Source organism: Caballeronia sp. LZ001 (genome assembly GCF_031450875.1).
Lineage (GTDB): Bacteria > Pseudomonadota > Gammaproteobacteria > Burkholderiales > Burkholderiaceae > Caballeronia.
Map to the genome: position 1 here is coordinate 398,433 of NZ_JARTVX010000003.1, position 26,394 is coordinate 424,826.

The window sequence follows — 26,394 nt, forward strand, 5'->3', positions numbered from 1 at the left end:
AAAGCGTGGCCGGCGAATCTCACTATGTCGAATGCACACGGCGCCTGGACGGCTTCGGAGCCGCGTTCTTCGGCGTCTTGCTGGTCGCCGCGGTGACGCCTTTCATTCCGCTGCCGTGGAACCTGCTGCTGGCGGCCATCGCCATCGCGGCGGTCGTCGTGATCCAGCAGATGCAGCGCGCGCACCGGCAAACCTTCGTCGCGCGTCAGCTCTCGAATGGTCTTCTCTCCATCGCGGACGACTGCATCAAGCTTTTGAGTCCGGAAGGCAAGGTCGTCTGCATCTCCGAAGTCGGCCAGCGCCTGATTGAAGCGCGCGCCGCCGACGATGTCGTCGGCATCGACTGGCTCGCGCTCTGGGACGGCCCCGACGCGCGCCGCGCTTTCGAACGCGCCAAGGCCGGCGAATCCACGTCCTTTACCGGCGCGTGCTGCACCATGCGCGGCAATCTGCGCTGGTGGACTTCCACTTTCGCGCCGGTCTACGGCGAGTTCGGCAAGCTGATAGCGGTACTTTGCAAGTCGCGCGACATCACGGCGGAGCGCACGCTCATCGACGAATTGCGGGGCAAGGCGCGCGTGCAGAAAGACATGGAAGATCACGTCGATGCCGTGTTCTGGACCGCGAGCCACGACTTCCGCGAACTGCTGCATGTGAGTTCGGCATTCGAGCGCATGTGGGAAATGCCCGTGTCCGCGCTCGAAGCGGACGAGACCGCATGGTCGCAGCGCGTGCATCCCGAGGATATCGCCGGGCTGCGCACGCAGATGCGCGCCGCCGTCAACACGGCCATGCCCGCGCAAAGCTATTTCCGTTTGCGCTTGCCGGAGGAACGCACGCGCTGGGTTCGCGCGGATATCTATCCCGTCAGCGAAGACGGCGCGGTGTCGCGCGTGGTGAGCGTTTGCGTCGATGCCACCGAGGAGCGCAACCGGCTTCAGCAATTGCATCGCCTGGCGAACATCGACAGCCTCACGGGTCTTCATAATCGCAACGCGATTGTCGAGGCGCTCGACGCGCGCTGCGCATCGGGCGAGCCGTTCGCTTATCTCTTCGTCGATATCGACCGCTTCAAGTCCATCAACGACACCGCCGGCCACACCGCCGGCGACACCGTGCTCAAAGCCCTGGCCTCGCGCATTCAGGAAGCGCTGCCGCCCGATGCAATCGTCGCGCGGCCGGGCGGCGACGAGTTCACCGTGATCCTGCCGGGCGCGTTCGATCACGAACAAATCGCGCGGGCGTGCCGACGGCTTGCCATTGCGTGTCATCGCCCGATAGCGATGGATTGCAAGAGCATCGCGATGACCTGTTCGATCGGCGTGGCGCTCTTTCCCGAGCACGGCAGTTCGCCCGAGTCGCTCTTCATCAGCGCCGACATGGCCATGTACGCGGCCAAACGCGCGGGCCGCAACACGTTCCGCGTGTTCGGCGAGCGCGAGAAGGACGAACTGGCGCGTGCGCATCTCGAATCCGAACTGTTGAACGCGATTCGCCAGAACCAGTTCCTGCTGCATTTTCAGCCGCAATATCGCGTGGATTCCGGCACGCTCGTGGGCGTGGAAGCGCTGTTGCGCTGGAATCATCCGCTGCTCGGTCTGCTCGGTCCGGGCGCGTTCGTGCCGATGCTCGAAGAGAGCGGCTTGATCGTCGAAGCGGGGCACTGGATCATTCGCGAAGCCGTGCAGGCGGCGTCCCGACTCTCGCATGCAATGCCCGCCGTGCATTCGATGGCGGTGAACGTATCGCCGAAACAGTTTCGCGATCCGCGTCTCGTCTCCGTGCTTAGGCACGCGATCAAGCGATGCTGTATCGACCCGAACAACGTCACGCTGGAAATCACGGAGTCGGCGCTGATCGAAAACGTCGACGATGCACAGGACGTGCTGTCGAAAGTGCGCGAGATGGGCGTGCGGATTGCCATCGACGATTTCGGCACCGGCTATTCCAGTCTCAACTATCTGACGCGTTTCAGGCCCGACGTGCTGAAGCTCGACAAGTCTTTCGTCGATAACATCGCCACCGACGAGATGATGCGCATCGTGGTGGAAGGCGTGATCGAGCTCGCGCATAAGCTCGGTGTGACGGTCGTCGCGGAAGGCGTGGAAACGGCAGAGCAGCTGGACTGTCTGCGCGAGGCGGGTTGCGACAAGGTGCAGGGCTATTTGCTGAGCCGGCCGGTCCCGCTCGACTCGCTGCTCAAGACAGTCACGAAAGTGCAGCGGCTGGCAGCGGGCTGACGCTGCGGCCTGCTTGTCGGCACGGCTCGCAGGCGGGTATACAATCGACTTGTTTATCTGTCGCGCGTTCGAATGCGCCTGCCGCCATCATGGAAACTCCATCGACCAAGGAAACGCCCAAGAAGCGGATGTCTCCCGTCATGCTCAACGTGCTGACCGCGCTCGTTGGCATCGGCACGCTTGGCGTGGGTATCGGCTGGCTGATCTATAGCTGGGTCGTGGATTTGGAAGTGCCTTACTTCGCCATTCCGCTCGTTCTCACCGTGCCGGTGATCGCCGCTGTCGCGTTCCGTAACTGCTGGGACTGAAAACACTCGATCTGATCGACGAAAAAAAACGCCGCGTTCTTATACGCGGCGTTTTTTTCTTGATGCAATGCATTCGTTGGTAGGCTCGATTGGATTCGAACCAACGACCCCCACCATGTCAAGGTGGTGCTCTAACCAACTGAGCTACGAGCCTGTGGAGCGGCGGATTATAGAGAGCGGCATCGCAATGCACAAGAGCGCACGCAAAAATTTTTGCGGCGGCGCGGCAGGCTTTCAATTCGCCTCTCAGGGCAAGTCCCGAGTCGGCTATTTAGCCGGGCATTACCTTGACCCCAAGCGTCTCCCTAAACTTCCGTCACAAGGAGGAGACGCCATGTCAAAGCTGATCCACACGATGATTCGTGTGCAGGACCTCGACCGCTCGCTGCGCTTTTACCAGAACGCGCTGAATCTCGAGACGGCGCACCGGCTGGACTTCCCGGACTTCACGCTCGTCTATTTGCGTAACGACGAAACCGACGCTGAAATCGAACTTACGTGGAACAAGGGACGCGCCGAGCCCTACACCCATGGCGATGGCTACGGACACGTCGCCGTGAGTGTCGCGGATGCCAAGGCCGAGCGTGAGCGTCTCATCGAACTGGGCATGACGCCCAACGGCCTGCGCGAATTCCGCGACGACGACGGCGCGCTCATCGCCCGTTACTTCTTCATTCAGGACCCGGACGGATACAAGATCGAAGTGCTGGAGCGGCACGGCCATTATCAGTAACACGATTCGAGCAGCGCATACACATAAATAAGCTGTTGCAGTACCCCACAAGGAGATAGACATGCGAGACACGATCATTCCGATCGTCGCGCCGCGGCGGGCGGGCGACGTCATCGAGGCGGGCGTGCGGCACTCTGAAGCGCAAGCCGCGCCACCTAAAATTGCGTTGACACGACGCGAATTCCTGCGCGGTTCGGGCGTGCTGGTCGGCACGCTCGCCGTGACCTCGGTGTTCGCGAGCCTGGCGCCAAGCCGCGTGTGGGCGCTCGAACTGCAAGGGTTCGACACGCATCAGGGAGAAGTGTTGCTTGCGTTCACGCGCCAGGTGTTTCCGCATCCCACGCTGGACAACGCCGTGTATGCGCTCGTCGTCAAAGACCTCGACGCGAAGGCCAAGGCCGATCCGGCCGTGCGTCAACAACTCGCCGATGGCATCGGCAAGCTCGATGCCGGCGCCGGTTCCGACTGGACCAAACGCGCCGCAGCGGACCAGGCAAAGGATGTCGCGGCGCTTGCCGGCACACCGTTCTTCGAAACCATTCGCAGCACCGCGGTCGTCTCGCTCTACAGCAACGCGATGGCGTATGCGCACTTCGGCTATGGGGCATCGAAGGGAGACGGAGGCTATCTCTATCAGGGCTTCAACAATCTGTCATGGCTGCCGGACCCGCCGGTCGCCGCAAGCGGACCGATTCCGAAAGACGGCTGATTGCGCGCGGATCGAAACGACATCGGGCGAGCAGGCAGCAGCGCCGACTCTCGCGATACAGCGGACACAGCGGAGACAGACATGTACGCAGGCAACAAGGTGCAGTTCAAGCAGAGCGACGACCACGTGGTCGTCATCATCGGTTCGGGCGCGGGCGGCGGGACGCTCGCCAACGAACTTGCGCAGAAAGGGATCGACGTGGTGGTGTTGGAAGCGGGCGGCTCGCATACGCAAAGCGATTTTGCGACGGAGGAATGGAACGCGTTCCAAATGCTGTCGTGGCTCGACAAGCGCACGACGTCCGGGTCGTGGCGCGTGGCGAAGGACTTCCCGAATCTGCCCGCATGGATCTGCAAGACGGTGGGCGGCACCACCGTGCACTGGGCGGGCGCGAGCCTGCGCATCCAGCCGTGGGAGTTCAAGGCGAAGTCCACGTATGGCGATATCAAGGACGCGAACCTGCTCGACTGGCCCGTCACGCGCGACGAGCTGAACCCGTACTACGACCGCGCAGAGAAGAAGCTGGGTGTCACGCGCACCAACGGTTTCCCCGGACTGCCCGGCAACAACAACTTCAAGGTGATGTCGGCGGGCGCGGAGAAGGTCGGATACAAGGAATGCAACACCGGCCACATGGCGATCAACAGCACCGTGCGCGACGACCGCGCGCATTGCTTCCAGCGTGGCTTCTGCTTTCAAGGCTGCCGCATGGGCGCGAAGTGGTCGACGCTCTATACCGAACTGCCGCGCGCGCAGGCCACGGGGCACATGGAGTTGCGCACGCAGGCGCACGTGGTGCGCATTGAACACGATGCGCGCGGCAAGGCGAGCGGCGTCGTCTACTACGACGCGAGCGGCAAGCTGCAACGTCAGAAAGCGCGCGTCGTCGCGGTGGCGGGCAATTCCATCGAGACGCCGCGCCTCTTGCTGAACTCGCAATCGAGCAAGTTTCCGGACGGGCTCGCGAACGGCTCGGGACAGGTGGGCCGCAACTATATGCGCCACACGACGGGTTCGGTCTACGGCGTGTTCGAAGACAAGGTCGAGATGTTCAAGGGCACGACGATGGCGGGCATCATCGAGGATGAAGCCGTGTTCGATCCCAAGCGCGGTTTCGCGGGTGGCTACCATCTGGAAACGGTGTCGCTCGGTCTGCCGTTTTATGCTGCTTTCGTGGATCCGGGCGCGTGGGGTCCGAGCTTCGCGCAGACCATGGATCAGTACGCTTACACAGCCGGCATGTGGATCGTCGGCGAGGACATGCCGCGCGAGACGAATCGCGTGACGCTCAATTCGGACGTGAAGGATCAATACGGCCAGCCGGTGGCGAACGTCCATTTCGACGATCATCCGAACGACCAAGCAATGCGCGAGCATGCCTACAAGCAGGGCAGCGCCGTGTACGAGGCGGCCGGCGCGAAGATGACGTATCGCGTGCCGCCGTATCCATCGACGCACAATCTCGGCACGGCCCGCATGAGCGCGCGCGCCGAGGACGGCGTGTGCAACAAGCATGGCCAGACCCACGAGGTTGCAAACCTGTATATCTCCGACGGCAGCCAGTTCACGACGGGGGCGGCGGAAAATCCGACGCTCACCATCGTGACGCTCGCGATCCGGCAGGCGGATTACATCGCGGCACAGATGAACGCGCGCCGCGTCTAAATGGATGCACTAATGCCTGCCGTGCTTCCGGGTCCGACTCGATTGCTGGACGAGTCGCCCGGGAGTAGGGTTGACCGGCAATCACGGGAGGGCTTTCTCATGTGCGGGGTCTATATCAACGCCGATCCGATTCTGTATGAATCGCGCACGCGCTCGCTGCGCATTCACGGAGTGATCACCACGGTCAGGCTGGAGAATCTGTTCTGGGATGTGCTGCAGGAAATCGCGGAGCGCGAAAATCTGACGACGAGTCAGTTCGCGGTGAAGCTCTACGACGAGTTGATCGCATTGCGTGGCGAGATGCCAACCAACTTCGCCTCGTTCTTGCGCGTGTGCTGCCTGCGGTATCTGTCGATTAGCGAAGCGAAGAAGGCGCCAGCCGAAAGCGAAGCGCGCGTGGGCAATGCGTTGAATGATTCGGGGTTGAGGGTGTTGAAGGCGCGGTAGCGGCTAGCGCCGCCGCCAGTCCAGACAGCGCTGAACCCTTCAATTACAAGTCCCATCGATATACTCGAACCCCGAAGCGATCGCAAACCTGATCGCTTCTTCCACGCAATCGAATTCCCCTGGCAGTTGCACCGAGCGCTCGCGGCCGTCCACGTCCTGAACGCGCGCCATTGCGGCAAACGCATCTCCATGCCGGACTGCTGCCGGCGTGACCAACATATCTCTGTAGCTGAAAACCATCGTTATCTCTTGTCGCAATCAATTCTGTCAGCGGCGCTGCCTGTGGAAAACCCTAATTCGGCACGCTCTGCACCGATTAACGGCATCGGCAAACGTTTCTTTACAGTGATTTTCAACTGGCTTTGAGTGGCCTTTCCAACACGTTTTCATTTCTTGCGAATTTCCTCAGTCGAATGTGGCGACAACAACATAAAAGCCGTCGCGTCTCGATCAGAATCGGTTCCGTCTTACGAATAAAAACAAACGCTTCAAGGCAGCACCATAGCGGCCAGAGGCATACGGGGAAGTCATGCAGCGAGATAAAAACAATTCGCTCGAGAAGGGTTTCAAAACCCTCCGGCGAACGACCGCAGTGTGCATCACGTTTTGGGGAAGTATCACGGGCGCTCACGCGCAGGACGCGGAAGCGCCAGCCATCGCCACGCATGTGACGACCTCGGCGCAAGCTCAGCCGCTCATTTCGCTGCCGAGCACGCCGACGCCCAGCCCGCTGAACCGCGGCACCGCGCTGCCCGCCGCCAATGGCGCGCCTCTCAGCTCGCGCGGCACGGTGAACGGTTCGTCATCGCTCGACAAGGGCGATACCCTCGCCGATACCCCGCGTGCCCGCGGCGCCGACGTCAACGGTCAGAAGCCGCTCGACGATGCGCTCGGCGGCGTCGTCACCACCGACACCGTGACGCTCGCCGGCCAGGACTTCTACAACTGGTTCGCGCAGGCATGGGGCGCGATTCCCCTCTCCGAGCGCTACATCGTCTCGGTGCACGAGCGGCCCTCGGCGCGCTACGGCAGCCTCGTGTGGGTCGAGTTCGGGCAACGCCGCGTGTTCCAGGCGTTCCTGCCGATCGCTCGCTCCAATGTGAAGCCGGTGGCGGAAAACGCGGCGCAGATCGCGTTTCAGAACGTCATGCAGGCCGACATATCGCGCCTCTTGTTCCGCGACGCCGACATGGCGACGGACGAACTCTAAAAAAAGCAACACGGCCAATCACGGGGATTCACGATGAAGATCACTGCGCCCGCAAAACGCGCGATGCTCGCCTGCGCGCTCTCGACGACGCTCGCCGCCGCACACGCCACCTCGCTCGTCTATGAACCGGTCAATCCGAACTTCGGCGGCAATCCGCTGAACGGCACGAACCTGCTCAACGAAGCGAACGCTCAAAACAAGTACAAGGACCCGTCGCTGTCGGATCTCGGCACGAGCAGCCAGTCCACGCTCGACCAGTTCAACACGCAACTGCAGCAGGCGATCCTGTCGCGCGTCGCATCGTCGATTTCGAGCTCGATCGTCGGCACCGACGGCACCTTGCATCCGGGCACGATCAACACGGGCAATTTCTCGATTGCGATCACGCAAGTCACGGGCGGCAATCTGCAAGTGACGACCACGGACAAGACCACGGGCGCATCGACGACCTTCGTCGTTGGCAACGGACAGTGAGCTCGAACATCGTCATGAATAAGAACAACTTCAAATTTTCCGCGATGCGCGCCGCGCTCGGCGCCGCCGTCATCGGCTCGATGCTGCTCACCGGTTGCGTGACCGCGCCGATGCCCTCGGCGGGAAACGCAACCCTCACGCCGCCGACGCGCGTGACCCGCGATCTCACGCATCTGCCGCCGCCTAAAGGACGCATCGTCGCGGCCGTGTATGGCTTTCGCGATCTGACGGGCCAATACAAGCCGTCGCCGGACAGTTCGTTTTCCTCGCAAGTGACGCAAGGCGGCGCGTCGTTCCTCGTGAAAGCCATGCGCGATTCGGGCTGGTTCACGCCGGTCGAACGCGAGAATCTCCAGGACCTGCTCACCGAACGCAAGATCATGCGGGCGCTCGAAACGCCCGACGACAAGAACCGCGCGATTCCGCAGATAGGGTCGCTGGCGCCGGCGAGCATCGTGCTGGAAGGCGGCATCGTCGGCTACGACTCGAACATTCGCACGGGCGGCGCGGGCGTCGCGTATCTGGGGATTTCGGCGTCGCAGCAGTATCGCGTGGATCAGGTGACGGTGAACCTGCGTGCCGTGGATATTCGCAACGGCACCATTCTCAACAGCGTCTCGACCACCAAGACCATCTATTCGATTCAGGTCGATACGGGCGTGTACCGCTTCATCGGCTTCAAGGATCTGTTGCAGGCCGAACTCGGCATGACGCGCAACGAGCCGCAACAGTTGTGCGTGAACGAAGCGATCGAATCGGCGCTCGTGCATCTGATCGTGCAAGGCGTGGCCAATCAGTCGTGGTCGCTCAAGGACACGAAGGACTGGTATGACCCGACCATGCAGCGCTACTTGCAGGAAAACCAGGGCTATGCCGCGACGATGGAGCAGATCAATCCCGCGTATAGCCCCGAGAAGATCGATCCGCCGAGCGCATCGGCGGCCAAGAGTTAAGGCACATTGATGGAGGAGACTGAAATGAAGTCAATGCGTTCCTTGACACGCGCCCCGAAAATCGCGCTGCTCGCGGCGTGCGGCGCGGTCGTGAGTGCATCGCTCGCGGTGTTCGCGGCGGACCTCTCGCCGATCTCGGACTTCGGTCCTTCGGAGCCGGGCTTCGGCGGGCAGACGGCGCGTGTCAATCAGGCGGGCGCGGGCAATCGCATCGTCGGCGTGCAGGCAGGACAGAACGTGCTGCTCGCCAATCAGGCGGGCGTGGCGAACGCCGCCGCGACGGCGCAGGCAGGCAACGACAACTGGACGGCGCTTTCGCAGTCGGGCAGCGGCAACCAGTACGCCGGTTATCAGGCCGGAACGAACAACCGCTCGGTCACGGTGCAGAGCGGCAGCGGTAATGCAGCAGCGGTCACGCAGATCGGTTCCTCGATGTCTTCGCAGGTGACGCAGTACGGCGCCGGCAACGAGGTTTCCATCCTGCAAAGCCGCAACGGCGCAGGCGTGTCTGTGACGCAGACGGGCGGCGCGAGGGCTTCGGTCCTCATGAAGTAGGTGCCTGAACGCCATGGTCGAGTGCCAGGGTGAGAGGAGACCGCGGTAAAGCAGTAAGGTGTGATGCAGGAGAGTAGGTGGAGTCGTGCCGGCTGACGGTAGGGGCCGTCAGCCGTTAGGGTGACTAATCGAAGTACTCAAAATATCAAATCAACGAGGCATAAAAATGAAAGTCAAGGCATCTATCATCGCTATGGGTCTGGCAGCACTGGCATCGACGGCAGCTTTCGCCGACAACTCGTCGGTAGGCGAAAAAGCCTTCGTGACGCAGATCGGCGCCGGCAACACGGCTACCGTGACGCAGACGGCATCGAGCAACGACACGGTCAATGTTCTGCAAAGCGCGAACAACGCGCAAGCTACTGTCACGTCGTCGAACGGCTCGAACAACGACACGGACATCAAGCAACTGAGCGGCGCAGCGAACTCGAAGCTCGGCGCGACGGTCACGCAAGACGGCGCACACAGCGAAACCACCCGCATCTCGCAGAACGGCACGAACTCGACGGCCAACGTAACGCAAACCAACGCGTCGCAAGACAAGGACACCGTCAACCAATACGGCGCCAACAGCAAGTCGACGATCTCACAAACGGGCGGCGGCTCGAACACCGTCACCATCAATCAAGGTTCGACGCTTGGCAAGATCGACGGCGGCGAAGCCACCGTGACGCAGTCGGCCACGATCGGCAACACGGTGAAGATTTCGCAAGACCGTGACCACGGCAAGGCCGTGGTGCAAACCACGGGCGGCGGCTACAACGACACGACCGTGACGCAAACGGGCGGCGTGACCGACACGTCGGTTCAGCAAAACAACGAATACGCCGACACGGTCAAGATCACGCAGAACGGCGCGGAAATCGCCAACGTCTCGTCGACCAACGGTGGCAACAACCACACGACCATCGACCAGAGCGGCGCCAGCTTGCCGAACCTTGCAAGCGTGCATCAGATCAACGCGCAAAACGAGACGACCAACATCGTTCAGTCGGGCGCCGCGTTCAACACCGCTTACGTCGATCAACTGTACGCTTCGAACGACCACGCGACCGTCGTCCAGACCGGCAGCAACAACACGGCTTCGGTTGCACAGCGCTTCGGCGGCGGCAACACGGCAAGCTCGCTGCAACTCGGCTCGTCGAACAAGGCCGATCTGACGCAGGACAGTGCGGGTGAATCGAACATCGTGTCGTCGCAAATCGGCGATCTGAACACGGCGAAGGCTTCGCAGTCGGGCTCGTATGAAGACTTGCTGCTGACGCAAGCGGGCTTCGGCAACGTCGCGACCTCGTCGCAAACGGGCGCCAACAACGTCGGCGTGATCACGCAGATTGGCCTGGGCAACAACGCATCGGTGACGCAAGCTGGCTACGGCAACACGGCTGTCGTGACGCAAACGGGCACGGGCAACAAGGCGACCATCGCACAGAAGTAAGCATCGCGGTTCTTGCAGTACCTTGCGGGCGGCTCATGCGGGAGCCGCCCGTTTTTTATTTGCGTGTCTTATTGCGTTACGCGCCTTGCCCCGGGAAAGGCACGAAGGCGGCGCTGCAATCGACCGGGCCTGACGTGCCCGTGTTGGTCGAACGCGTGACCGTTACGCTGCCGGCGGTCTGAAAGGGCAGATTCGTTCCATCCGCGCCAATGGCAATAAGCGCATCCGACACGGCGAAGCCAGCCGGCGCCATATCCGCGATAACGTTGTTGAGCGAAATCACGAGCGGATTCACGACCGGCGGATTCGGCACACCCGCCGTGCCGCCGGACCATCCGGAGCCTTGCATGATGGGACTTGCCGAATTGAAGCCCTGGAACGTATAGCTCGATGCATTCACGATACGCACGCCATCGAGCGCGATGCCCTGCATGTTCGGATAAAGGCCGCCATTCTTCGTCGCGCTGTAATACGGCGAGAAGATGAGTGCCTGCGGGTTGCCGTCCGGCGACGACGAAGGCGTGCGGATGCAAATGTTCGAATAGCGAATGTTCGAGATCAGTCCGCTGCGGCTCCAGTCCGACTTGATGCGCAGGCCGTTGTCCGCGCCGTCGATCGCGAGATCGTAGACATTGACGTTGCTCACGCTCGGCAAGACGCCGTTCACCGCGACGACATCCGGATTGGCCGCGCCGTTGTCGGTGCCAGCGGTTTCGCTGCCGATCGACATGCCGTGGCCTTCGTAGAAGTGACTATGCGCAACGGTGAGGTTATAGGTCCGGCCGTTGACCGTGCCCGTGCCGCCCTTGATCGCCATGTTGTCGTCGCCGGTGCGGATGAACGAATAGACGATCAGGATGTTGCTCGCGTCCCCCGCGAGCCTGCCGGGATTGCCCGCATTGCTCGTGATGACGCCCGAACTGCCGGGATCGATGCCGTCGGTGTTCTTCGCCGTGGCGGGGCTATACGGCATGCCGAGATAGTTCGTCATGGCTTCATAGGCGGCCGTCGGCGTGTAGATCTTGACGGCCCATGCCGTGAAGCCGTCGATGCCGCTCGGCACCACATGGAACTTCGGCGCATTCTGCAACGTCACGCGGTACAACGTGAAATTGCGCCCGTTGCTGATCTGGACGAGGCGCGGATTGTTCTGCGCCTGATTCAGCACCTTGTTGGCCTTCCAGCCGATGTCCCACCAGCTCATGGCGGTGCCGTCGGGGCGTTTGAGCAGATTCGGGTCGTTCGGCACGCTGCTCACGAGGGGACTGCCGCCGCGCCCGTCGATGACACCGTCGCCCATCACCGCGACATTGGCGACCTTGCTCGCGTTGATGAGCGCGAGACAGCCGTTGTCGCTCGCGGTGATGACGCCGCAACTCGCCGTCCCCTTGGTCTTGTCGTACTGACGCGGGTCGCGCGACGCGAAGAGCGTGACGCCCTGATCGATCCATAAGGTGATGCCGGTCGGCATGGTCAGCGCGCCTGCGAGAAACGCGTTCGCGCCGCCCGATCCGGCCATCAGATGCACGGCCTTGTTGGTCGCGAGACTCGTGCTCGACTTGTTCGCGCAGTCGTTGAGCGCGGCCTGGATGCGCGCGGTGTCGGGCGCAGTGTCGGTGGCGTCGGCGCTATCGGGCAGGAGGCCGTTTGGCAGCGCGGAGAGCGTGGCGGGCAGTTCCTTGCAGACTTGCGCGGCGGTGGGCAACGACGGTTCGGGCGGCAATGCGGCGTCGTAGAGCGTCGTGCCGACCTTGAAGCCTGCGGGCGGCGTGACGACGGCCGAGTCACTGGCGGGCGCGGCATCGGACGCGGTTTGCGCAGGCGTGGCGTCGGAGGCGGTTGGCGCCGGTGTAGCGGTCGATGCAGGAATAGCTGCCGATGCAGGCGCAGCGGACGAAGCCGCTGAAGCCGCTGAAGCCGCTGAAGCCGCCGAAGCAGCCGGTGCTTCGCCGTTATTCTCGACCGCCGCGTTTGTCGGCGTGGACGAAGAGCCGCCGCAAGCGCCGAGCGCGAAAGCCGTCGTAACCGATAAAAGCCACGCGGCCGCGATCCGCGACGGACTGCTCTTGGTTTCTCTCTTTGAACTGCTGTGGATGCAATTTCTCATGCTTGGGTCAAAGCCTCGTTGTTTGAATACGTCATCCGAGGGAGAACGCTGCCTGATGTCATCCGATAAGGCGGCGCAATCTTCTCATGTGGTCGTACAACTTCGAGGAGAATCTTAGCGATCCGAATCAAGAGAGATACTTGGGTTTGTCCCTTAAGCCATTTATAAGAAAAACATAAGAATCGCCGGCGAATCTGTCTTCGAAATCGCCGGTTGAATCGGTTTCAACGTAAGCGCGTCCTGGCTGGCGGGTACGGAGAAGACCCCGTCAACTGCTAGAAGGCATCAAAAACCGGTCGACGATATCCACGATCTGCGCGCGCTTGGCCACGAGAAACGCTTCGGCTTTCATGTCGATATCGAACAGCGTGCCGAAGGTGTGCTGATTCGCGATGCAGAAAAAAGCCAGGCTGCTGATGGTCATGTGCACGTCCTTCGCGCTGACATCGCGGCGAAATACGCCTTGCTCGCGGCCGCGTTCGAGGATGGCGTCGAGCAGGCGAATGATGCCCTGATTGCTTTCGCGCACCACGCCCGATTTCGCGAGGAATGCGCCGCCTTCTATGTTCTCGCTTGCCACGAGCCGCACGAAGCTCGGATGGCTCACGTAATAATCGAACGTGAAGGCGCAGATTTGCGCGAGCGCTTCGGCGGCGGCTTCGAGCAAGGCCGCTTTCGTGCGTTCGGCGTCGCGTTGTTTAGGCTTGATCATGCGGCGAGGCTTCGAGTCGGTGAGAGACGCGATTGTATGCTTAACATGTTCCATCGCCGTCATTCGTGAAGACTTCGCGAGTTGGTGCTATGTTGCTGCCGGAGATACTTCCGTCAATAAGATTGCGCCAGTCAAAGGAGTGCAACACATCATGAGACATCGTTTGATCAAAGCGGCAAGTATCCTGTTCTTATCGACAGGTTTTGCGTCGGGCGCGTATGCGCAATCCACGGTCACCATGTATGGCCGTCTCGATGGCGGCATCGAATATCTGAACCACGTGGCGAACGGTCAAGGCGGCACGTCCTCGCGCTGGAGCGCCGAAGGCGGCGACTGGGGCACGAGCATGTTCGGGCTGAAAGGTATCGAAAATCTGGGCGGCGGCACGTCGGCCATCTTCACGCTCGAAACCGCCTTGCAGATCATGAACGGCACAACGGGCGGCGGACGCATGTGGTCGCGACGCGCTTATGTGGGGCTGACTTCGAAAGAGTGGGGGCAATTGCAGGCCGGCCGTAATCTTTTCATCGATAGCGACGGCGTCTGGGAATTCGATCCCTTCGTGCAGCAGGCGGTGTCGTCGGCATCGCTCGTGAGAGGACGCAACTGGCAGCAAAGCAGCAATAACGTCGAATATCACAGCCCGGTGTTTCATGGCCTCGACGTGCAGGGGCAGTATGCGTTCGGCAATCAGCCGGGCGCGTTCAACAAGGGCGCGACGGGCGAGTTCGGCCGCTCGGACGGCATCATGCTTACCTATCATTCGTCGATGCTCGACGTGCGCGGCATCTACGATGAACTGCGCAGCGTGGATGGCCGGCTCGACAACATCTTCCAGGCGTCGCGCGAATACTTTGTCGGTGCAAACGTGAAGGTCGACAAGTTCAAGCTGCAGGCCGCGTACACGCACTACGCCGCGCCGGATTCGCCCGCAGGCGTGGCGGATAGCGCCGATCACTACTGGCTCGGCGCGACTTACCAGTGGACGCCGCAATGGGCCGTGACGGCCGCGGGCTTTTACATTCACGTGGGCGACGGCACGGGCGATACGGCGCACGATCCAGCCAGTCACGCGACGCTCTATGCGCTCGGCACGACCTACAACTTCACCAAGCGCACGTTCGTCTATGGCACGGTAGCCTACGTGCGCAACAGCGCGAACGGCACGTTTTCGGTGTTCGCCACGCCGCGCGACACGACGCCCAGCACGAGCCCGCTCGCGGGAGAATCGCAAACGGGTGCGTATGTCGGCCTGATGCACATCTTCTGATTCAGGCTTCGCGGCGCAACCAGTCTGCAAGACGCGTGCGACCCAGACGCGCATCGGCGAGCGGCACGAGCGAATTTTCTTCGAGCGTGCCGCCGAAGTACGTGGCGTTTGTATCGACGACGACATCGCGCGTGTCACTCACCGCCTGAAGATAGCGCGATATCAATTCGTTCATGGGCGCGCGCTCCGGTCCAGCTATATCGAGCACGCCATTCAGCGGCGCGGTCAGCGCGATATCCGCGACGATGGCGGCCACGTCGTCCGCTGCAATCGGCTGAAATCGATGCGGCGAGAGACGCGTTTGGTCATCGCTCGTACAGACATCGGCGATGCCTTGCAGAAACTCGAAGAACTGCGTCGCGCGCACGATGGTGTAAGGCAAACCCGATTCGCGAACCAGCTTTTCCTGCTCGTCCTTTGCGCGAAAATAGCCGTTGTCCGGCATGCGATCCGTGCCGACAATCGACAACGCCACATGATGTTTCACGCCAGCGGCGTGTCCGGCTTCGATCAGGTTCATGGTCGACGTGCGGAAGAACGCCATCACGTCATCGGGCGCCCATGAAGGCGCGTTCGTTACGTCGATGACCGTATGCGCGCCCGTCAACGCTTCCTTCAAGCCTTCGCCCGTGACGGCATTCACACCGCTGCGCGACGATGCGGCCAGTACATCGTGACCCTGTGCGCGCAGAATGGCGACTGCCTTCGCACCGATGAGCCCCGTTCCGCCAATAACGACAATCTTCATGTCCAGCCTCTTCAAGTAGATGAATGGTTGAAGCCATTGTGCAAGAATGATGGCTCACCCAGAAGGGACAAGATTCTCAAGATTGACTAGGCCATAGGACGCGTCATGGCGTGGAACATGGAAATCGACCGGCGCGAGGAATTGCCGATCTATCTGCAGATTTGCGAGCGATTCAAGTCGGCTATCGCGGCGGGGCATTTGCGGCCCGGCGACCGCGTGCCCGCCTTGCGAGGCTTGGCGACGCAGCTCAACACCGCGCGCGGCACGGTGGAGTTGGCCTACAGCATCCTCGTCAACGAAGGCTATCTGCACATGCGCGGCGCGGCGGGTACGTTCGTATCGTCGTCGTTGCCTCCGTCGGCGACCGCCGCGCGATCGCGCAAGAGCCGTGACCGCGCGCTTGCGCCCGCGCAGCCTCCGCGTGCGGATGACATCGGCAACGACGCGAAGCCGCTACGCCCCGGCCTGCCCGCGCTCGATGCCTTTCCGCGCAAGGTCTGGAGCAGGCTCGTGGCGTATCGCGCGAGAAGCGGCGATGTCGCCGCGCTCACCTATCCGGAACCAGCGGGCTATGGACCGTTGCGCGAGCACATTGCAACGTATGTCGGCTTGTCGCGCGGTGTGGAATGCTCGCCGGAACAGGTGTTCGTGACCAACGGCTATCGCGCGACGCTCGAACTCATCTTGCGCGGCCTCGCTCGACCGGGCGACAGCGCGTGGTTCGAGGAACCGGGCTATCTGCTCGCGCGTAACTTTCTCATCGAAGCGGGACTGCGGCTCGTGCCGGTCCGGGTCGATGACGAAGGTCTCGATGTCGAACGCGGCGTGGCGCTCGCGCCGGATGCGCGCTTTGCGTTCGTCACGCCGTCGCATCAGAGTCCGCTTGGCGTCACGCTTTCGCTCGCGCGGCGCATGAAGCTGCTCGACTGGGCGAATCGCGCGGGAAGCTGGATCGTGGAAGATGATTACGACAGCGAGTTTCGCTACGTCGGGCGTCCGTTGCCGGCGTTGAAGAGCCTCGACCGGGATGATCGCGTGATTTATTGCGGCACCTTCAGCAAGGTGCTGTTTCCGGGCTTGCGGCTTTCGTATGTGGTGGTGCCGGAGCGGGCCGTCGCGCGCTTCGGGCAATTGACGAGGAGCACCAATGCGGGCTCGCCGTATCTATTGCAGGCGGCCGTGGCGGACTTCATCGCGCAAGGGCATTTCGCGCGGCATCTCAAGCGCATGCGTGCGTTGTACGACGAGCGTCGCACCTTGCTTGCCGATGCGCTCGTGCAGGCGTTCGGGGCGAGGCTGAGCGTGGAGTTGCCCGCTGGCGGCATGCATCTGGTGGCCATCTTCAATGCGGGCCGCGACGGTCCCGTGGATGATCTCGCTGTCGCCGCGCGCGCCCGCGAGGCAGGGTTCGCGGTGATCGGTTTATCAGCGTGGTATCTGGGCAAACGCACGAAGCGCACGTTGAGTGGCCTCGTGCTCGGCTTTGCCAATGTCGGCACCGCAGCGGAAGCGTCGCGTCTTGCGCGCATGCTGAGGCGCGCGTTCGATGGCTAAAGCGCGATTAAAGCGCGATTAAAGCGCGATTAGAGCGCGATTAGAGCGCGATTAGAGCGCGACGGAATCGCTCGAAGCGAAGAGGGCATGATGCGCGAGCCTGGCGCGTGCAACACGCAACGCGTCCTCGACTGCGGCGTCTCCCATGACGAGCCCCTGCAGCAATAAAAACTGCACGCTGTGAATGCCGATGGAACCCAGCGCATATCGCAGATACGGCGTCAGAAAGTCCGGCTGACGCGCGCGTTCCCCTGTATGAAAACCGCCGGACCCGACGATCACGAACGTGGGCCGGTCGCGCATCAAGCCGATCTTGCCTTCGGGCGTGGCCGCGAACGTGCGATGAATGCGCAACACATAGTCGATCCATAGTTTCAACGCGGCGGGAACGGTGAAATTATGCATCGGCGTGTTGATGATGAGCGCATCGGTCGCTTCTATCTCGCCGACCAGCGTTTCGGAGAGATCGAACGCGCTGGCATCGGGCGTGCGCGAGGTAACGTTGCCGGCATAATCGCGTGTGATGGGCGCAAGCGGATGCGCCGTCAGATCGCGTTCGATCGCTTCGACGATATTGGTGCTGCGCAGACGCTCGATCATCTCCATGGCGAGTCGATGGCCGTGGCTGTTCTCGCCATGCGGGCTGGCGTTGAGCAGAAGAAGTCTCATCGCGTCTGCTCCGTCGTGTCGTTCAGCGTCTCGACGAAATGCATGCCTCGCGCGAGCAAGCCATTGCGGTAGTAGAAGCGCTGCGCAAGCGCCATATGCAGGCCTGTGTCGAGCACGAAGTGGGCGCAATCGTATTCGCGCGCGATGTTGCGCACGGCATCGAGCAGGCTTGCGCCGATGCCGCTACGTTGCAACTCGTTCGTGACGACGAGATCGTCCACGTAGACGAAGCGTCCATAGATCAGATTCATCTGCGTGCGATAACCCGCGAGTCCGAGGACCGTGTCCGCGTCGGACGCGGCGATCAAACGGTAGCCTTGTTCATGCTGTGCTCGCAGTTGCGTGCAGAAAGCCGTGGCATCCGTCAGATGCGGACGCAGTTGTTTCATTACCGAGAAAGCGCGCGTCCAGTCGGCGGGCGTATCGAGATGGCGTATGACGATCCTTGGGTTCATGCGTGTTTCTCCTTGAGGCATGAACCGTACGATACATTCTCGATGACCCAGCGACGAGAGCCAAGAAAACGTAAATCAACTAGGTCAAGATTTCAGCACACACTCGGCAGACGCTGCGCGCAAATGTCGAGCACATCGACGGGATCGCGGCGCCACCAGTTGTCCTTCGAAAAAATCTCCACTTCGATCAAACCGTCATAGCCCGCCCGTTCAACCGCGGCCCGCAGCGCCGCGAGTTCGATCACGCCGTCGCCCATCATGCCGCGATCGAGCAACATGTCGCGCGTTTCGCGCAGCCAGTCGCATACGTGAAACGCACGAATCCTCTTGTCGCTTCCCGCCGCGCCTATCGATTCGACGAGCGCCGGGTCCCACCAGCAATGGTAGGCATCGACAGCGATGCCGAGAAAGCCATCCGCATGAGGATCGATGTCCGTGCATATCGCCAGCGCTTGCGCGATCGTGTTGATGGCCGAACGTTCTGCCGCGTACATGGGATGCAGCGGTTCGAGCGCGAGCGGCACGCCGCAGTCATGCGCGGTTTCATGCAACAAGCCGATGCCTTCCGCTATCTGCTCGCGCGCGCCGCGCAGGTCGCGACTGTCATCGGGCAGCGCGCCCACGACCATGACAAAGGCGCGTGCGTCGAGAATCGCTGCATCGCGCAGAGCCGCGCGGTTCGCTGCAATGTTCGCGTCGAACCCGGCACGCGTCGTCGCCGGAATGTAAGTCGAGCGGCAATAGCCTGTCACCGTGAGTCCGTGCGCGCGAATCTGCCGTGCAATCTGCTTGACATCTGCTTGTTCCACCTCATGCCGCCACGGCGCAATGCCGCCGAATCCCGCACGCGCGATACGGTCGATGGTCACGTCGAGCGGCTCGCGATGGCCAAGCGTCGCCGTGTTGATCGAGCATAGATCAGGTCTTCCTTGCAGGCTGCGCATGATGTCAGGCGCCGCAACCGAGGGCCGATAAAACCGCGCGCGCTCGCACAATCGCTTGCTCGGGATCGCGCAGTAGGCCAGCGCGATCGGCAAGACGCAATACATCCGCGAGATACACGGGCGGCCGCATGCCGTGATGCCCGCCGAGCATGAAGAAGTGATCCTGAAAGCCGTTCAGATACGCGAGAAACACGACGCCCGTCTTGTAGTACTGCGTCGGCGCACGAAAAATATGGCGCGATAGCGGCACGGTCGGCGCGAGCAACGCGTGATAACGCGCGTGATCGTTGACGGCGAGCGCGGCGAGCGCCTGCGAAGCGGCGGGCGCAATGGCATCGAAAATGCCGAGCAGCGCATGCGAATGCCCGACCTCGTCGCCTTCTATCAGGCCGGGATAGTTGAAGTCGTCGCCGGTGTACATCTTCACGTCATGCGGAAGGCGGCGCCGGAACGCGATCTCCTTCGCGTCGTCGAGCAGCGAAATCTTGATGCCGTCGATCTTCGCCGCGTTCTCGCCGATGATGTCAAGACACGTCCGCGCCGCGCTCTCGTAGTCTGGCGCGTCCCAATAACCCGCGAGTTCCGGGTCGAACATGTCGCCGAGCCAGTGCAGGATGACGGGCTCATTGCACATCGACAGGACTTCACGATAGACGCGCCGGTAATCGTCGCCATTTCGCGCCACCCGTGCGAGCGCGCGGCTTGCCATCAGGATGACGCGGCCGCCTGCGTGCTGGATGGCTTCGAGTTGTTCGGCGTAGGCGCGGATCACGTCGTCGCAAGAGCCGACTGTATGCGGCGCGACGTGGTCGGTGCCGCAGCCCGAAGCGATCGAAGCGCCGGGCATGTCACGCGTGTCCGCTATCGTGCGCGTGATCAGTTCGAGCGCGCTCTTCCACGGCAGGCCCATGCCGCGCTGCGCGGTGTCCATCGCTTCGGCGATACCGAGCCCTTGCCCGATCAGATAGCGCCGATACTCGAGCGTGCGCGCCCAGTCGATCGCAACGGGTTCGTGAAGCTCGCCGCTCTTGCGTGGATCGGCGACGACATGTGCCGCCGAGTACGCGATGCGATTGAACGGCGCATCGGGTTGGCGCGGCACGAGCGGCGTGCCAATCAGACGATAGGTTTCCAGTGTGCCGCGTTCGGTCGGAAGCGTGATCTGCATGCGTATGCTCAGTATTTGTGAACGAGAAGACCGCCGTCGATGCGAATCGGCTGGCCGATGCTGTAGGGCAAGCCGCCCGTGGCGAGCGTGCGCACGGCGGTAGCCACTTCTTGCGGCGTGCCCCAGCGCTTGATCGCGGTGAGACCGTGTTCCATTTGCACGTCGTAGCGCGCTTTCGAGGGCGCCGTCATCTCGGTTTCGATGAAACCCGGCTGCACTTCGTAGACGCCCACGCCGAAGTCCGCGAGCCGTAGCGAGAAGAGCGTCGTTGCCATGGAGAGACCGGCCTTGGACACGCAATACTCGCTGCGCTGCACGGAGGCCGCGACGGCATTCGACGAAGTAATGGTGATGATCGAAGGTGAATAGTTCGCGCCACGCGCGGCGGTATTGCGCGCGATGCGCCGCCCGAACGCCTGCATCAGAAAAAACGTGCCGCGCGTGTTCACCTGGAGGCACCGGTCGTAACTTTCCGGCGATACATCGAGCAAATCGCCGCGCAACATCACCGAGACGCCCGCATTGTTGACGAGACACGTCACCGGTCCCAGACGTTCTTCGATTGCGCCGAATAGGCTGTCGTGTTGCGCGATGTCGGCGAGATCGGAGAGTTGCACCGCGCATCGTGCGCCGCGTGTGGTGACGGCGTCGCGGGCATCGTCGAGTTCGGCGGATGCGGCGATATCCGTGATGGCGATATCGAAACCGACGCTTGCGAGTTCCAGCGCGATCGCGCAGCCAATGCCGCGACGCGCGCCGGTGACGAGCGCAACGGGACGTTCGTTCATTGCCCTTTCCCTCCATGATTTATAAGTAACGATACGGTTCGTTATTTATAAAATCAAGCGATATCGAGCCGAAGAGGGTTTTTACCTAGCAGGAGAGCGGCGGCAGAGAAAGGCCGCCGAAATGCGGTCAGCGCGGACGCAGCAGGCTGAGCACGGTATCGATATTGAATTCGAGCCGTTCGCGCAGCGCCTCTTTCGAGACGAAATCGAAGCCGAAGATGACTTCGCCGGTGAAGCGGTTGGTGAGGTAGTAGTAGCCGATGGCCGCGAGCGTCAGATGCAACTGGCGCGCGTCGATGCCGCTGCGGAAGTCGCCGGCCGCGACGCCACGGTCGAGAATCGACTGCAGCATGTCGATGAAACCGCCGTGCAGTTCGCGAAAACGCAGCGACTTCTTCACATGCCGCGCGCGATGCAGATTCTCGCTGTTCACGAGCGCCATGAACTCGGGATGCTTGAGGTAATACTCCCAGGTGAACGTCATGAGCGCGCGGATGGCCTCGGCGGGCGGCAAGTGGCCGAGTTCCAGCTTGCGCTCCGCGTCGCGAATATCGGACCACGCGTCTTCCAGCACCGCCTGAAAGAGTTCGTCCTTGCCCTTGAAGTATTCGTAAATCATGCGCTTGTTGACGCCCGCCTTCTCGGCGATCGAATCGATGCGCGCGCCCCCTAGCCCGACTTTCGCAAATTCCGCCTTGGCCGCGGCCAGGATCTTCGTCTGCGTCTGGATTGGATCGCGCGTGCGTTTGGTTTTCTTCGGCGCGTCCGGCGCTTCGGCGGTCGTTATCGGCATTGCCCCGTCTCTTTCGTGTTCGAAGCCTGAACGTTAGCCGACGCCGCCAGCACTGGCAATGCGCGCACTGTCGACGTGATCATCGTAAACCCCGCTTTGTTCATCGAGCGCTTGAAGCCAATCCGAGCGTGTGCCAACATCTTCTTTAAGTAACGAACCAGTTCGTTTTTTAAAGAATCAGAGCGAGGTAATTCAAATTGGATAAATGGATTCACGCCGAGGCCGTCGCGAACGCGATCCCCGACGGCGCGACGATTGCAATCACCGGTTCCGGCGGCGGCTTGCTGGAACCGGACGCCGTGCTCGCCGCCATCGAAACGCGTTTTCTGACGACGGGGCATCCATGTGACTTGACGGTGGTTCACGCGCTCGGCGTCGGCGACGGGCGCGGCAGCGGTCTGGGCCGTTTTGCGCACGAAGGCATGGTCAGGCGCGTGATCGACGGACATTGGGTCTGGTCGCCGGCCATGCAGCAACTCGCCGAGAGCGGCCGTATCGAGGCGTACAGCTTTCCGGGCGGCGTGATTGCCACGCTGTTTCGCGAGATCGGGGCGAAGCGTCCTGGCGTGCTGACGCGCGTCGGCTTGCGCACGTTCGTCGATCCGCGCTTCGGCGGCGGCAAGCTCAACGATCAAACGCATGAGGATCTCGTCGAACTCGTGACGCTGGGCGGCGAAGAGTATTTGCGCTACATGCCGTTTCGCATCGACTGGGCCATCGTCATGGCGTCTTCCGCCGATGACAGCGGCAACCTCACCACGCGCCACGAACCCGCCGACCTCGATATCTACGCGGTCGCGCTCGCCGCGCACAACAGCGGCGGCACGGTCGTCGCGCAGGTGAAGACGCGTTCGCAAGACTACGTGCCCGCGCGGCTCGTGCGCGTTCCCGGCGTGATGGTCGACCGGATCGTCGAGACGCCCGCGCAACGTCAATGTGCGATCAGCGACTACGACGCGGCGTTGAGCGGCGAAGCGCTCTTGGAAGCGCACTCTTCGAACGATGAGGCGGCTTATCCCGAAGGCATGCGCCTGATCGTCGCCGAGCGCGCGGCGCGGGAACTTGGCGTGGACCAGTCGGTGAACTTCGGCTTCGGCTTTCCGGGCGCGATTCCCGCCGTGCTCGCAAGACGGGGGCGCGCCAACGACTACTGGGGATCGGTGGAGCAGGGCGTGCATCGCGGCGTAATGCTCGACGGCGCCATGTTCGGCACGGCGCGAAATGCCGATGCCATTCTCCCGAGCGTCGATCAGTTCGACTTTTACAGCGGCGGCGGTATCGACGTGACCTTCCTCGGCATGGGCGAGTTCGACGAAGAAGGCAACGTCAACGTGTCGAAGCTCGGCAGCACGGTGGTCGGCCCGGGCGGATTCATGGACATTGCACAGGGCGCGAAGAAGATCGTCTTCTGCGGCGCATTCGAGGCGAAAGGTCTCGAAGTGAAGCAGCACGCCGACAGCCTCGAAATAGTCACGCCCGGTTCGGTGCCCAAGGCCGTGAAGCGCGTGCGCCATGTCACGTTCAGCGGTGTGCAGGCGCGTCTCGAAGGCAAGGAAGTCCTCTACGTGACCGAGCGCGCCGTGTTCCGGCTCGATGCGCTCGGCGTGCGGCTCATCGAAGTGGCGAAGGGTATTGACGTGCGCCGCGACGTGCTCGCGCGCATGGCGTTCGAGCCGCTCGTCGACGAGCATTTGCTCGAAGCGGAGTCGGCTGCATGAAAACCAATCTGAACGAGGAGACAGGCATGCAATCGGAGTCCGGCATTCGCTTTGCCGTCGAGGGCGGCATCGCGGTCATCACGCTCGAACGCGTGGCGCGTCATAACGCGCTGACGCTTCACATGCTCGACGATATCGCGCGCGCCGTGAAAGAAGTCGAACGCAACGATGACGTGCGCGTCTTGCGCTTCGAAACCGCGAGTCCGCGCTTCTTTTCGAGCGGCGCGGATATCAACGAGTGGGGCGACATCGATCCCCAGAAGATGGGCACGCGCTTCATACGCGAGGGAAATCGCGTGTTTCGTGGCATCGCGGAACTGGATATTCCGACCATCGCGGTGCTCTCGGCCAGTGCGCTTGGCGGCGGACTGGAACTCGCGCTTGCATGCGATCTGCGCTATGCGAGCGTCGATGCGAAGCTCGGTTTTCCCGAGGCCTCCGTCGGCGCGATTCCCGGCTGGATGGGCTGCGCGCGTCTCGCGGAACTCGTGGGCGCGGTACGCACGCGTGAACTGATTCTGCTCGGCGAACCTATCGATGCCGCGCGCGCGGTGGCATGGGGAATCGTCAACGAAGCCTTGCCCGCGGATACCTTGCGCGCACGTGTCGATGCCGTGAGCGCGTTGCTCGTCGGCCGGTCGCGGACCTCGCTGTCGGTTGGAAAGCGGCTGCTTCGACTATTCGAAACGGGCCAGGCAGAAATCGCGCACGAACTGGCGGCTTCGGTATGCAAGGCATCGCCGGATGCGCTCGAAGGAGTGGCGGCTTTTCGCGAGAAACGCAACGCGAGATTTTGATGCCTCTCGGCGTAGTCATCGCGGGCCAGATAATTACTTAGTAAACCGTATGAAGTGGAGAGAGACAAGACATGGACCGTTCTAGCTACCGCTGGCGCATCTGCGCGCTGCTGTTTTTTGCGACCACCATCAACTATTTGGACCGGCAAGTGCTTGGTCTGCTCAAACCCGCGCTCGCGGTGCAGTTCAGTTGGACGGAGACGCAATATAGCTACATCGTCGTCATTTTCACCGCTTGCTATGCAGTGGGCATGCTGCTGTCGGGAAAGCTCGTCGATCGCGTCGGCGTGAAAATCGGCTATGGCGTGTGCGTGTTGTTGTGGAGCATCGCGGCGTGCGGACACGCGCTCGTGCGCAGCACCTTCGGCTTCGGCGTGATGCGAGCCTTGCTCGGCTTATCGGAATCGGGCAGCTTTCCATGCGCGGTAAAGAGCGTATCCGAATGGTTCCCGCGCAAGGAACAGGCGTTCGCGGTCGGCATCCTGACTTCGGGCACGAGCATCGGCGCGGTGGTGGCGCCGGCGACCGTGCCTTGGCTCGCGGCCGTGTACGGATGGGAAGCGGCTTTCTTCGTCACCGGCCTGACCGGTTTCGTGTGGCTCGGCTTCTGGTACTTCATGTATCAGGCGCCTTTGAAACACAAGAAGGTGTCGCGGGAAGAACTTCGCCTGATCGACGATGGCGCTTCCACCCACGCCGCGCCGCAACCGCGCATCAGCTGGTTCGCGCTCTTGAAGTTGCGGCCGACATGGGCGTTCTTCGTCGGTAAATTGCTGACGGATCCCATCTGGTGGTTCATGCTGTTCTGGCTGCCTTCGTACTTCAATTCGCGCTTCAATCTCGACTTGAAGAACCTCGGGCTGCCGCTCGTGATCGTGTATGTCGCGACGTCCATCGGCAGCGTGGGTGGCGGGTGGGTATCGTCGAAACTGATTGCGCGCGGCTGGAGCGTTTCGAAGGCGCGTGGCACGACCATGTTCGGCCTCGCGCTGCTCGTCACGCCAATTGCATTTGCGCCGTGGATCGACAACATGTGGGCGATGGTCGGTTTGCTCAGTCTCGCGGCGGCGGCGCACCAGGGCTGGTCGGCGAATCTTTTCACTACCGCGTCCGACATGTTCCCGAAGCAACTGGTCGGCTCCGTGGTCGGCATTGGCGGATTGGCGGGTGCCTTGGGCGCGACGCTCTTTCCGCTTTTCGTGGGCGCGGTGCTCGACCACTTCAAGTTGCTCGGCAACATCGGCGCCGGTTACAACGTCATCTTCGTGATCTGCGGCAGCGCTTATCTCATTGCGTGGCTCTTGATGCGCGTGATTCGCGCGTCCAGGACGGTGACCGATGTCGACGGCCTGCAGGCCGACGCGAGTTGAAGGCAAACGATAGAATCCTACGCATCGCCGTGCGCTTCCATCGTCCTCATGCCGCTCAATCCTGCTTCGCCGCTCGCCCGTCTCATGTTCGCGCCCGTGCTGCCCGGCGGAATAGTATGGATAGGCTTGCGCACGGCGCGGCGCGCGCCCATGCAACAGGTCGAGAGCACGACGGCGCTGACAGGCGGCGGCCTTGACGGCGACCACTACAGCCGCAAGCAGGGCAACCGGCAAGTGACGCTGATACAGCTCGAAAGCATGCGTGCCATAGCGAGTCATCTTGGCCGCGACGAAGTCTCGCCATTCGATCTGCGACGCAATATCGTCACGTCGGGCATCAATCTGCATGCGCTGAAGGACCGTCGGTTTCGTATCGGCGATGCGGTGCTCGAAGCGAGCGGCGAATGTCATCCCTGTTCGCGGATGGAAGAGACTTTCGGCGTCGGCGGCTATAACGCCGTGCGCGGCTTCGGCGGAATCACGGCACGCGTGATCGAAGGCGGAGAGATCGCGCTTGGCGATGTGATCGTGCCTTTGACGTAAGATAGCGCGCTTCCGAACGTCCATTA

27 protein-coding genes and 1 tRNA gene are annotated in these 26,394 nt (G+C 62.0%); 17 read left to right on the forward strand and 11 right to left on the reverse strand.

All coding sequences use genetic code 11. The features are described 5' to 3' along the window. The first annotated feature begins 5 nt into the window (after positions 1–5). Both P9292_RS06235 and P9292_RS06240 read left to right on the forward strand, forming a co-directional pair. The gene (locus P9292_RS06235) at positions 6–2,240 is read left to right on the forward strand and encodes an EAL domain-containing protein (protein WP_250494175.1); all 2,235 of its coding nucleotides are present in this window, start codon (positions 6–8) and stop codon (positions 2,238–2,240) included. 89 nt (positions 2,241–2,329) lie between these two features. Beyond that, positions 2,330–2,548 (forward strand): hypothetical protein, encoded by a 219-nt coding sequence (locus P9292_RS06240; RefSeq protein WP_244830044.1) that lies wholly within the window; start codon positions 2,330–2,332, stop codon positions 2,546–2,548. 77 nt (positions 2,549–2,625) lie between these two features. On the opposite strand, the gene P9292_RS06245 is transcribed toward P9292_RS06240, so the two are convergent. After that, positions 2,626–2,702: transfer RNA gene (locus P9292_RS06245), tRNA-Val, on the reverse strand. 180 nt (positions 2,703–2,882) lie between these two features. On the opposite strand from P9292_RS06245, the gene P9292_RS06250 reads away from it, so the two are divergent. The 4 genes from P9292_RS06250 (at position 2,883) to P9292_RS06265 (ending at position 6,102) form a co-directional block, all read left to right on the forward strand. Beyond that, entirely contained in the window at positions 2,883–3,281 is a 399-nt protein-coding gene (locus P9292_RS06250; protein ID WP_309958357.1) for a VOC family protein, read from the forward strand. Between the two features lie 61 nt (positions 3,282–3,342). Continuing rightward, a complete protein-coding gene (locus P9292_RS06255; RefSeq protein WP_309958358.1) occupies positions 3,343–3,990 on the forward strand; it encodes a twin-arginine translocation signal domain-containing protein in 648 nt (215 codons plus the stop codon). An 81-nt stretch (positions 3,991–4,071) separates the two neighbouring features. Then, positions 4,072–5,655 (forward strand): GMC family oxidoreductase, encoded by a 1,584-nt coding sequence (locus P9292_RS06260; RefSeq protein WP_309958359.1) that lies wholly within the window; start codon positions 4,072–4,074, stop codon positions 5,653–5,655. Positions 5,656–5,754: 99 nt separating this feature from the next. Continuing rightward, complete coding sequence (locus tag P9292_RS06265) at positions 5,755–6,102, forward strand: ribbon-helix-helix domain-containing protein (protein WP_309958360.1); 348 nt, start codon at positions 5,755–5,757, stop codon at positions 6,100–6,102. Positions 6,103–6,141: 39 nt separating this feature from the next. Here the strand turns inward: P9292_RS06265 and P9292_RS06270 are convergent, their stop codons facing one another. Further along, complete coding sequence (locus tag P9292_RS06270; protein ID WP_309958361.1) at positions 6,142–6,342, reverse strand: hypothetical protein; 201 nt, start codon at positions 6,340–6,342, stop codon at positions 6,142–6,144. Positions 6,343–6,631: 289 nt separating this feature from the next. Here P9292_RS06270 and P9292_RS06275 point away from each other — a divergent pair, with 289 nt between their 5' ends. From P9292_RS06275 to P9292_RS06295, 5 genes are all read left to right on the forward strand, one after another. Beyond that, positions 6,632–7,312 carry a CsgE family curli-type amyloid fiber assembly protein gene (locus tag P9292_RS06275; RefSeq protein ID WP_284507839.1) on the forward strand — a complete coding sequence of 227 codons (681 nt, stop codon included), beginning with the start codon at positions 6,632–6,634 and terminating at the stop codon, positions 7,310–7,312. Positions 7,313–7,345: 33 nt separating this feature from the next. Beyond that, the gene (locus P9292_RS06280; protein ID WP_250468527.1) at positions 7,346–7,786 is read left to right on the forward strand and encodes a curli assembly protein CsgF; all 441 of its coding nucleotides are present in this window, start codon (positions 7,346–7,348) and stop codon (positions 7,784–7,786) included. Between the two features lie 14 nt (positions 7,787–7,800). Next, positions 7,801–8,739 carry a CsgG/HfaB family protein gene (locus tag P9292_RS06285; protein WP_244830057.1) on the forward strand — a complete coding sequence of 313 codons (939 nt, stop codon included), beginning with the start codon at positions 7,801–7,803 and terminating at the stop codon, positions 8,737–8,739. Positions 8,740–8,763: 24 nt separating this feature from the next. Further along, positions 8,764–9,294, forward strand: a complete 531-nt coding sequence (locus tag P9292_RS06290) for a hypothetical protein (RefSeq protein WP_244830059.1) — start codon at positions 8,764–8,766, stop codon at positions 9,292–9,294. A 166-nt stretch (positions 9,295–9,460) separates the two neighbouring features. Continuing rightward, positions 9,461–10,732 carry a hypothetical protein gene (locus P9292_RS06295; protein ID WP_250527952.1) on the forward strand — a complete coding sequence of 424 codons (1,272 nt, stop codon included), beginning with the start codon at positions 9,461–9,463 and terminating at the stop codon, positions 10,730–10,732. Between the two features lie 76 nt (positions 10,733–10,808). On the opposite strand, the gene P9292_RS06300 is transcribed toward P9292_RS06295, so the two are convergent. Further along, positions 10,809–12,839 carry a glycosyl hydrolase family 28 protein gene (locus P9292_RS06300; RefSeq protein WP_309958362.1) on the reverse strand — a complete coding sequence of 677 codons (2,031 nt, stop codon included), beginning with the start codon at positions 12,837–12,839 and terminating at the stop codon, positions 10,809–10,811. 268 nt (positions 12,840–13,107) lie between these two features. Continuing rightward, complete coding sequence (locus tag P9292_RS06305) at positions 13,108–13,551, reverse strand: hypothetical protein (RefSeq protein WP_309958363.1); 444 nt, start codon at positions 13,549–13,551, stop codon at positions 13,108–13,110. 151 nt (positions 13,552–13,702) lie between these two features. Here P9292_RS06305 and P9292_RS06310 point away from each other — a divergent pair, with 151 nt between their 5' ends. Further along, the gene (locus P9292_RS06310; protein ID WP_255784700.1) at positions 13,703–14,821 is read left to right on the forward strand and encodes a porin; all 1,119 of its coding nucleotides are present in this window, start codon (positions 13,703–13,705) and stop codon (positions 14,819–14,821) included. A gap of 1 nt (position 14,822) precedes the next feature. Here the strand turns inward: P9292_RS06310 and P9292_RS06315 are convergent, their stop codons facing one another. After that, positions 14,823–15,569 carry an NAD(P)H-binding protein gene (locus P9292_RS06315; protein ID WP_309848152.1) on the reverse strand — a complete coding sequence of 249 codons (747 nt, stop codon included), beginning with the start codon at positions 15,567–15,569 and terminating at the stop codon, positions 14,823–14,825. 105 nt (positions 15,570–15,674) lie between these two features. Between P9292_RS06315 and P9292_RS06320 the strand changes: the two genes are divergently transcribed. Continuing rightward, positions 15,675–17,123, forward strand: coding sequence for a PLP-dependent aminotransferase family protein (locus tag P9292_RS06320; protein WP_309958364.1), 1,449 nt, complete (start codon positions 15,675–15,677; stop codon positions 17,121–17,123). A gap of 51 nt (positions 17,124–17,174) precedes the next feature. On the opposite strand, the gene P9292_RS06325 is transcribed toward P9292_RS06320, so the two are convergent. From P9292_RS06325 to P9292_RS06350, 6 genes are all read right to left on the reverse strand, one after another. After that, positions 17,175–17,792, reverse strand: a complete 618-nt coding sequence (locus P9292_RS06325; protein ID WP_309958365.1) for an NAD(P)H-dependent oxidoreductase — start codon at positions 17,790–17,792, stop codon at positions 17,175–17,177. Further along, positions 17,789–18,247 (reverse strand): GNAT family N-acetyltransferase, encoded by a 459-nt coding sequence (locus P9292_RS06330; RefSeq protein WP_309958366.1) that lies wholly within the window; start codon positions 18,245–18,247, stop codon positions 17,789–17,791. The genes P9292_RS06325 and P9292_RS06330 overlap by 4 nt, the downstream gene beginning before the upstream one ends. 92 nt (positions 18,248–18,339) lie before the next feature. After that, a complete protein-coding gene (locus P9292_RS06335; protein WP_309958367.1) occupies positions 18,340–19,191 on the reverse strand; it encodes a sugar phosphate isomerase/epimerase family protein in 852 nt (283 codons plus the stop codon). Between the two features lie 4 nt (positions 19,192–19,195). Next, positions 19,196–20,359, reverse strand: coding sequence for a dihydrodipicolinate synthase family protein (locus P9292_RS06340; RefSeq protein WP_309958368.1), 1,164 nt, complete (start codon positions 20,357–20,359; stop codon positions 19,196–19,198). 8 nt (positions 20,360–20,367) lie between these two features. After that, positions 20,368–21,147, reverse strand: a complete 780-nt coding sequence (locus P9292_RS06345) for a 3-ketoacyl-ACP reductase (protein WP_309958369.1) — start codon at positions 21,145–21,147, stop codon at positions 20,368–20,370. A gap of 127 nt (positions 21,148–21,274) precedes the next feature. After that, positions 21,275–21,940, reverse strand: a complete 666-nt coding sequence (locus P9292_RS06350; RefSeq protein WP_244830074.1) for a TetR/AcrR family transcriptional regulator — start codon at positions 21,938–21,940, stop codon at positions 21,275–21,277. Between the two features lie 197 nt (positions 21,941–22,137). On the opposite strand from P9292_RS06350, the gene P9292_RS06355 reads away from it, so the two are divergent. From P9292_RS06355 to P9292_RS06370, 4 genes are all read left to right on the forward strand, one after another. Continuing rightward, positions 22,138–23,658, forward strand: a complete 1,521-nt coding sequence (locus P9292_RS06355; protein ID WP_309958370.1) for a CoA-transferase — start codon at positions 22,138–22,140, stop codon at positions 23,656–23,658. Beyond that, entirely contained in the window at positions 23,655–24,455 is an 801-nt protein-coding gene (locus P9292_RS06360) for an enoyl-CoA hydratase/isomerase family protein (protein WP_309958371.1), read from the forward strand. Before P9292_RS06355 ends, P9292_RS06360 begins: the two co-directional genes overlap by 4 nt. A gap of 71 nt (positions 24,456–24,526) precedes the next feature. Beyond that, the gene (locus tag P9292_RS06365) at positions 24,527–25,825 is read left to right on the forward strand and encodes an MFS transporter (RefSeq protein WP_309848144.1); all 1,299 of its coding nucleotides are present in this window, start codon (positions 24,527–24,529) and stop codon (positions 25,823–25,825) included. A 48-nt stretch (positions 25,826–25,873) separates the two neighbouring features. Further along, the gene (locus P9292_RS06370) at positions 25,874–26,368 is read left to right on the forward strand and encodes an MOSC domain-containing protein (protein WP_309958372.1); all 495 of its coding nucleotides are present in this window, start codon (positions 25,874–25,876) and stop codon (positions 26,366–26,368) included. The last annotated feature ends 26 nt before the right edge of the window (positions 26,369–26,394 follow it).

What these genes read in the sequence shown, in the direction of transcription:
- P9292_RS06240 (WP_244830044.1), top strand. Translation starts at nt 2,330, where the DNA reads ATGGAAACTCCATCGACCAAGGAAACGCCCAAGAAGCGGATGTCTCCC.
- P9292_RS06250 (WP_309958357.1), top strand. Translation starts at nt 2,883, where the DNA reads ATGTCAAAGCTGATCCACACGATGATTCGTGTGCAGGACCTCGACCGC.
- P9292_RS06255 (WP_309958358.1), top strand. Translation starts at nt 3,343, where the DNA reads ATGCGAGACACGATCATTCCGATCGTCGCGCCGCGGCGGGCGGGCGAC.
- P9292_RS06260 (WP_309958359.1), top strand. Translation starts at nt 4,072, where the DNA reads ATGTACGCAGGCAACAAGGTGCAGTTCAAGCAGAGCGACGACCACGTG.
- P9292_RS06265 (WP_309958360.1), top strand. Translation starts at nt 5,755, where the DNA reads ATGTGCGGGGTCTATATCAACGCCGATCCGATTCTGTATGAATCGCGC.
- P9292_RS06270 (WP_309958361.1), bottom strand. Translation starts at nt 6,342, where the DNA reads ATGGTTTTCAGCTACAGAGATATGTTGGTCACGCCGGCAGCAGTCCGG.
- P9292_RS06275 (WP_284507839.1), top strand. Translation starts at nt 6,632, where the DNA reads ATGCAGCGAGATAAAAACAATTCGCTCGAGAAGGGTTTCAAAACCCTC.
- P9292_RS06280 (WP_250468527.1), top strand. Translation starts at nt 7,346, where the DNA reads ATGAAGATCACTGCGCCCGCAAAACGCGCGATGCTCGCCTGCGCGCTC.
- P9292_RS06285 (WP_244830057.1), top strand. Translation starts at nt 7,801, where the DNA reads ATGAATAAGAACAACTTCAAATTTTCCGCGATGCGCGCCGCGCTCGGC.
- P9292_RS06290 (WP_244830059.1), top strand. Translation starts at nt 8,764, where the DNA reads ATGAAGTCAATGCGTTCCTTGACACGCGCCCCGAAAATCGCGCTGCTC.
- P9292_RS06295 (WP_250527952.1), top strand. Translation starts at nt 9,461, where the DNA reads ATGAAAGTCAAGGCATCTATCATCGCTATGGGTCTGGCAGCACTGGCA.
- P9292_RS06300 (WP_309958362.1), bottom strand. Translation starts at nt 12,839, where the DNA reads ATGAGAAATTGCATCCACAGCAGTTCAAAGAGAGAAACCAAGAGCAGT.
- P9292_RS06305 (WP_309958363.1), bottom strand. Translation starts at nt 13,551, where the DNA reads ATGATCAAGCCTAAACAACGCGACGCCGAACGCACGAAAGCGGCCTTG.
- P9292_RS06310 (WP_255784700.1), top strand. Translation starts at nt 13,703, where the DNA reads ATGAGACATCGTTTGATCAAAGCGGCAAGTATCCTGTTCTTATCGACA.
- P9292_RS06315 (WP_309848152.1), bottom strand. Translation starts at nt 15,569, where the DNA reads ATGAAGATTGTCGTTATTGGCGGAACGGGGCTCATCGGTGCGAAGGCA.
- P9292_RS06320 (WP_309958364.1), top strand. Translation starts at nt 15,675, where the DNA reads ATGGCGTGGAACATGGAAATCGACCGGCGCGAGGAATTGCCGATCTAT.
- P9292_RS06325 (WP_309958365.1), bottom strand. Translation starts at nt 17,792, where the DNA reads ATGAGACTTCTTCTGCTCAACGCCAGCCCGCATGGCGAGAACAGCCAC.
- P9292_RS06330 (WP_309958366.1), bottom strand. Translation starts at nt 18,247, where the DNA reads ATGAACCCAAGGATCGTCATACGCCATCTCGATACGCCCGCCGACTGG.
- P9292_RS06335 (WP_309958367.1), bottom strand. Translation starts at nt 19,191, where the DNA reads ATGCGCAGCCTGCAAGGAAGACCTGATCTATGCTCGATCAACACGGCG.
- P9292_RS06340 (WP_309958368.1), bottom strand. Translation starts at nt 20,359, where the DNA reads ATGCAGATCACGCTTCCGACCGAACGCGGCACACTGGAAACCTATCGT.
- P9292_RS06345 (WP_309958369.1), bottom strand. Translation starts at nt 21,147, where the DNA reads ATGAACGAACGTCCCGTTGCGCTCGTCACCGGCGCGCGTCGCGGCATT.
- P9292_RS06350 (WP_244830074.1), bottom strand. Translation starts at nt 21,940, where the DNA reads ATGCCGATAACGACCGCCGAAGCGCCGGACGCGCCGAAGAAAACCAAA.
- P9292_RS06360 (WP_309958371.1), top strand. Translation starts at nt 23,655, where the DNA reads ATGAAAACCAATCTGAACGAGGAGACAGGCATGCAATCGGAGTCCGGC.
- P9292_RS06365 (WP_309848144.1), top strand. Translation starts at nt 24,527, where the DNA reads ATGGACCGTTCTAGCTACCGCTGGCGCATCTGCGCGCTGCTGTTTTTT.
- P9292_RS06370 (WP_309958372.1), top strand. Translation starts at nt 25,874, where the DNA reads ATGCCGCTCAATCCTGCTTCGCCGCTCGCCCGTCTCATGTTCGCGCCC.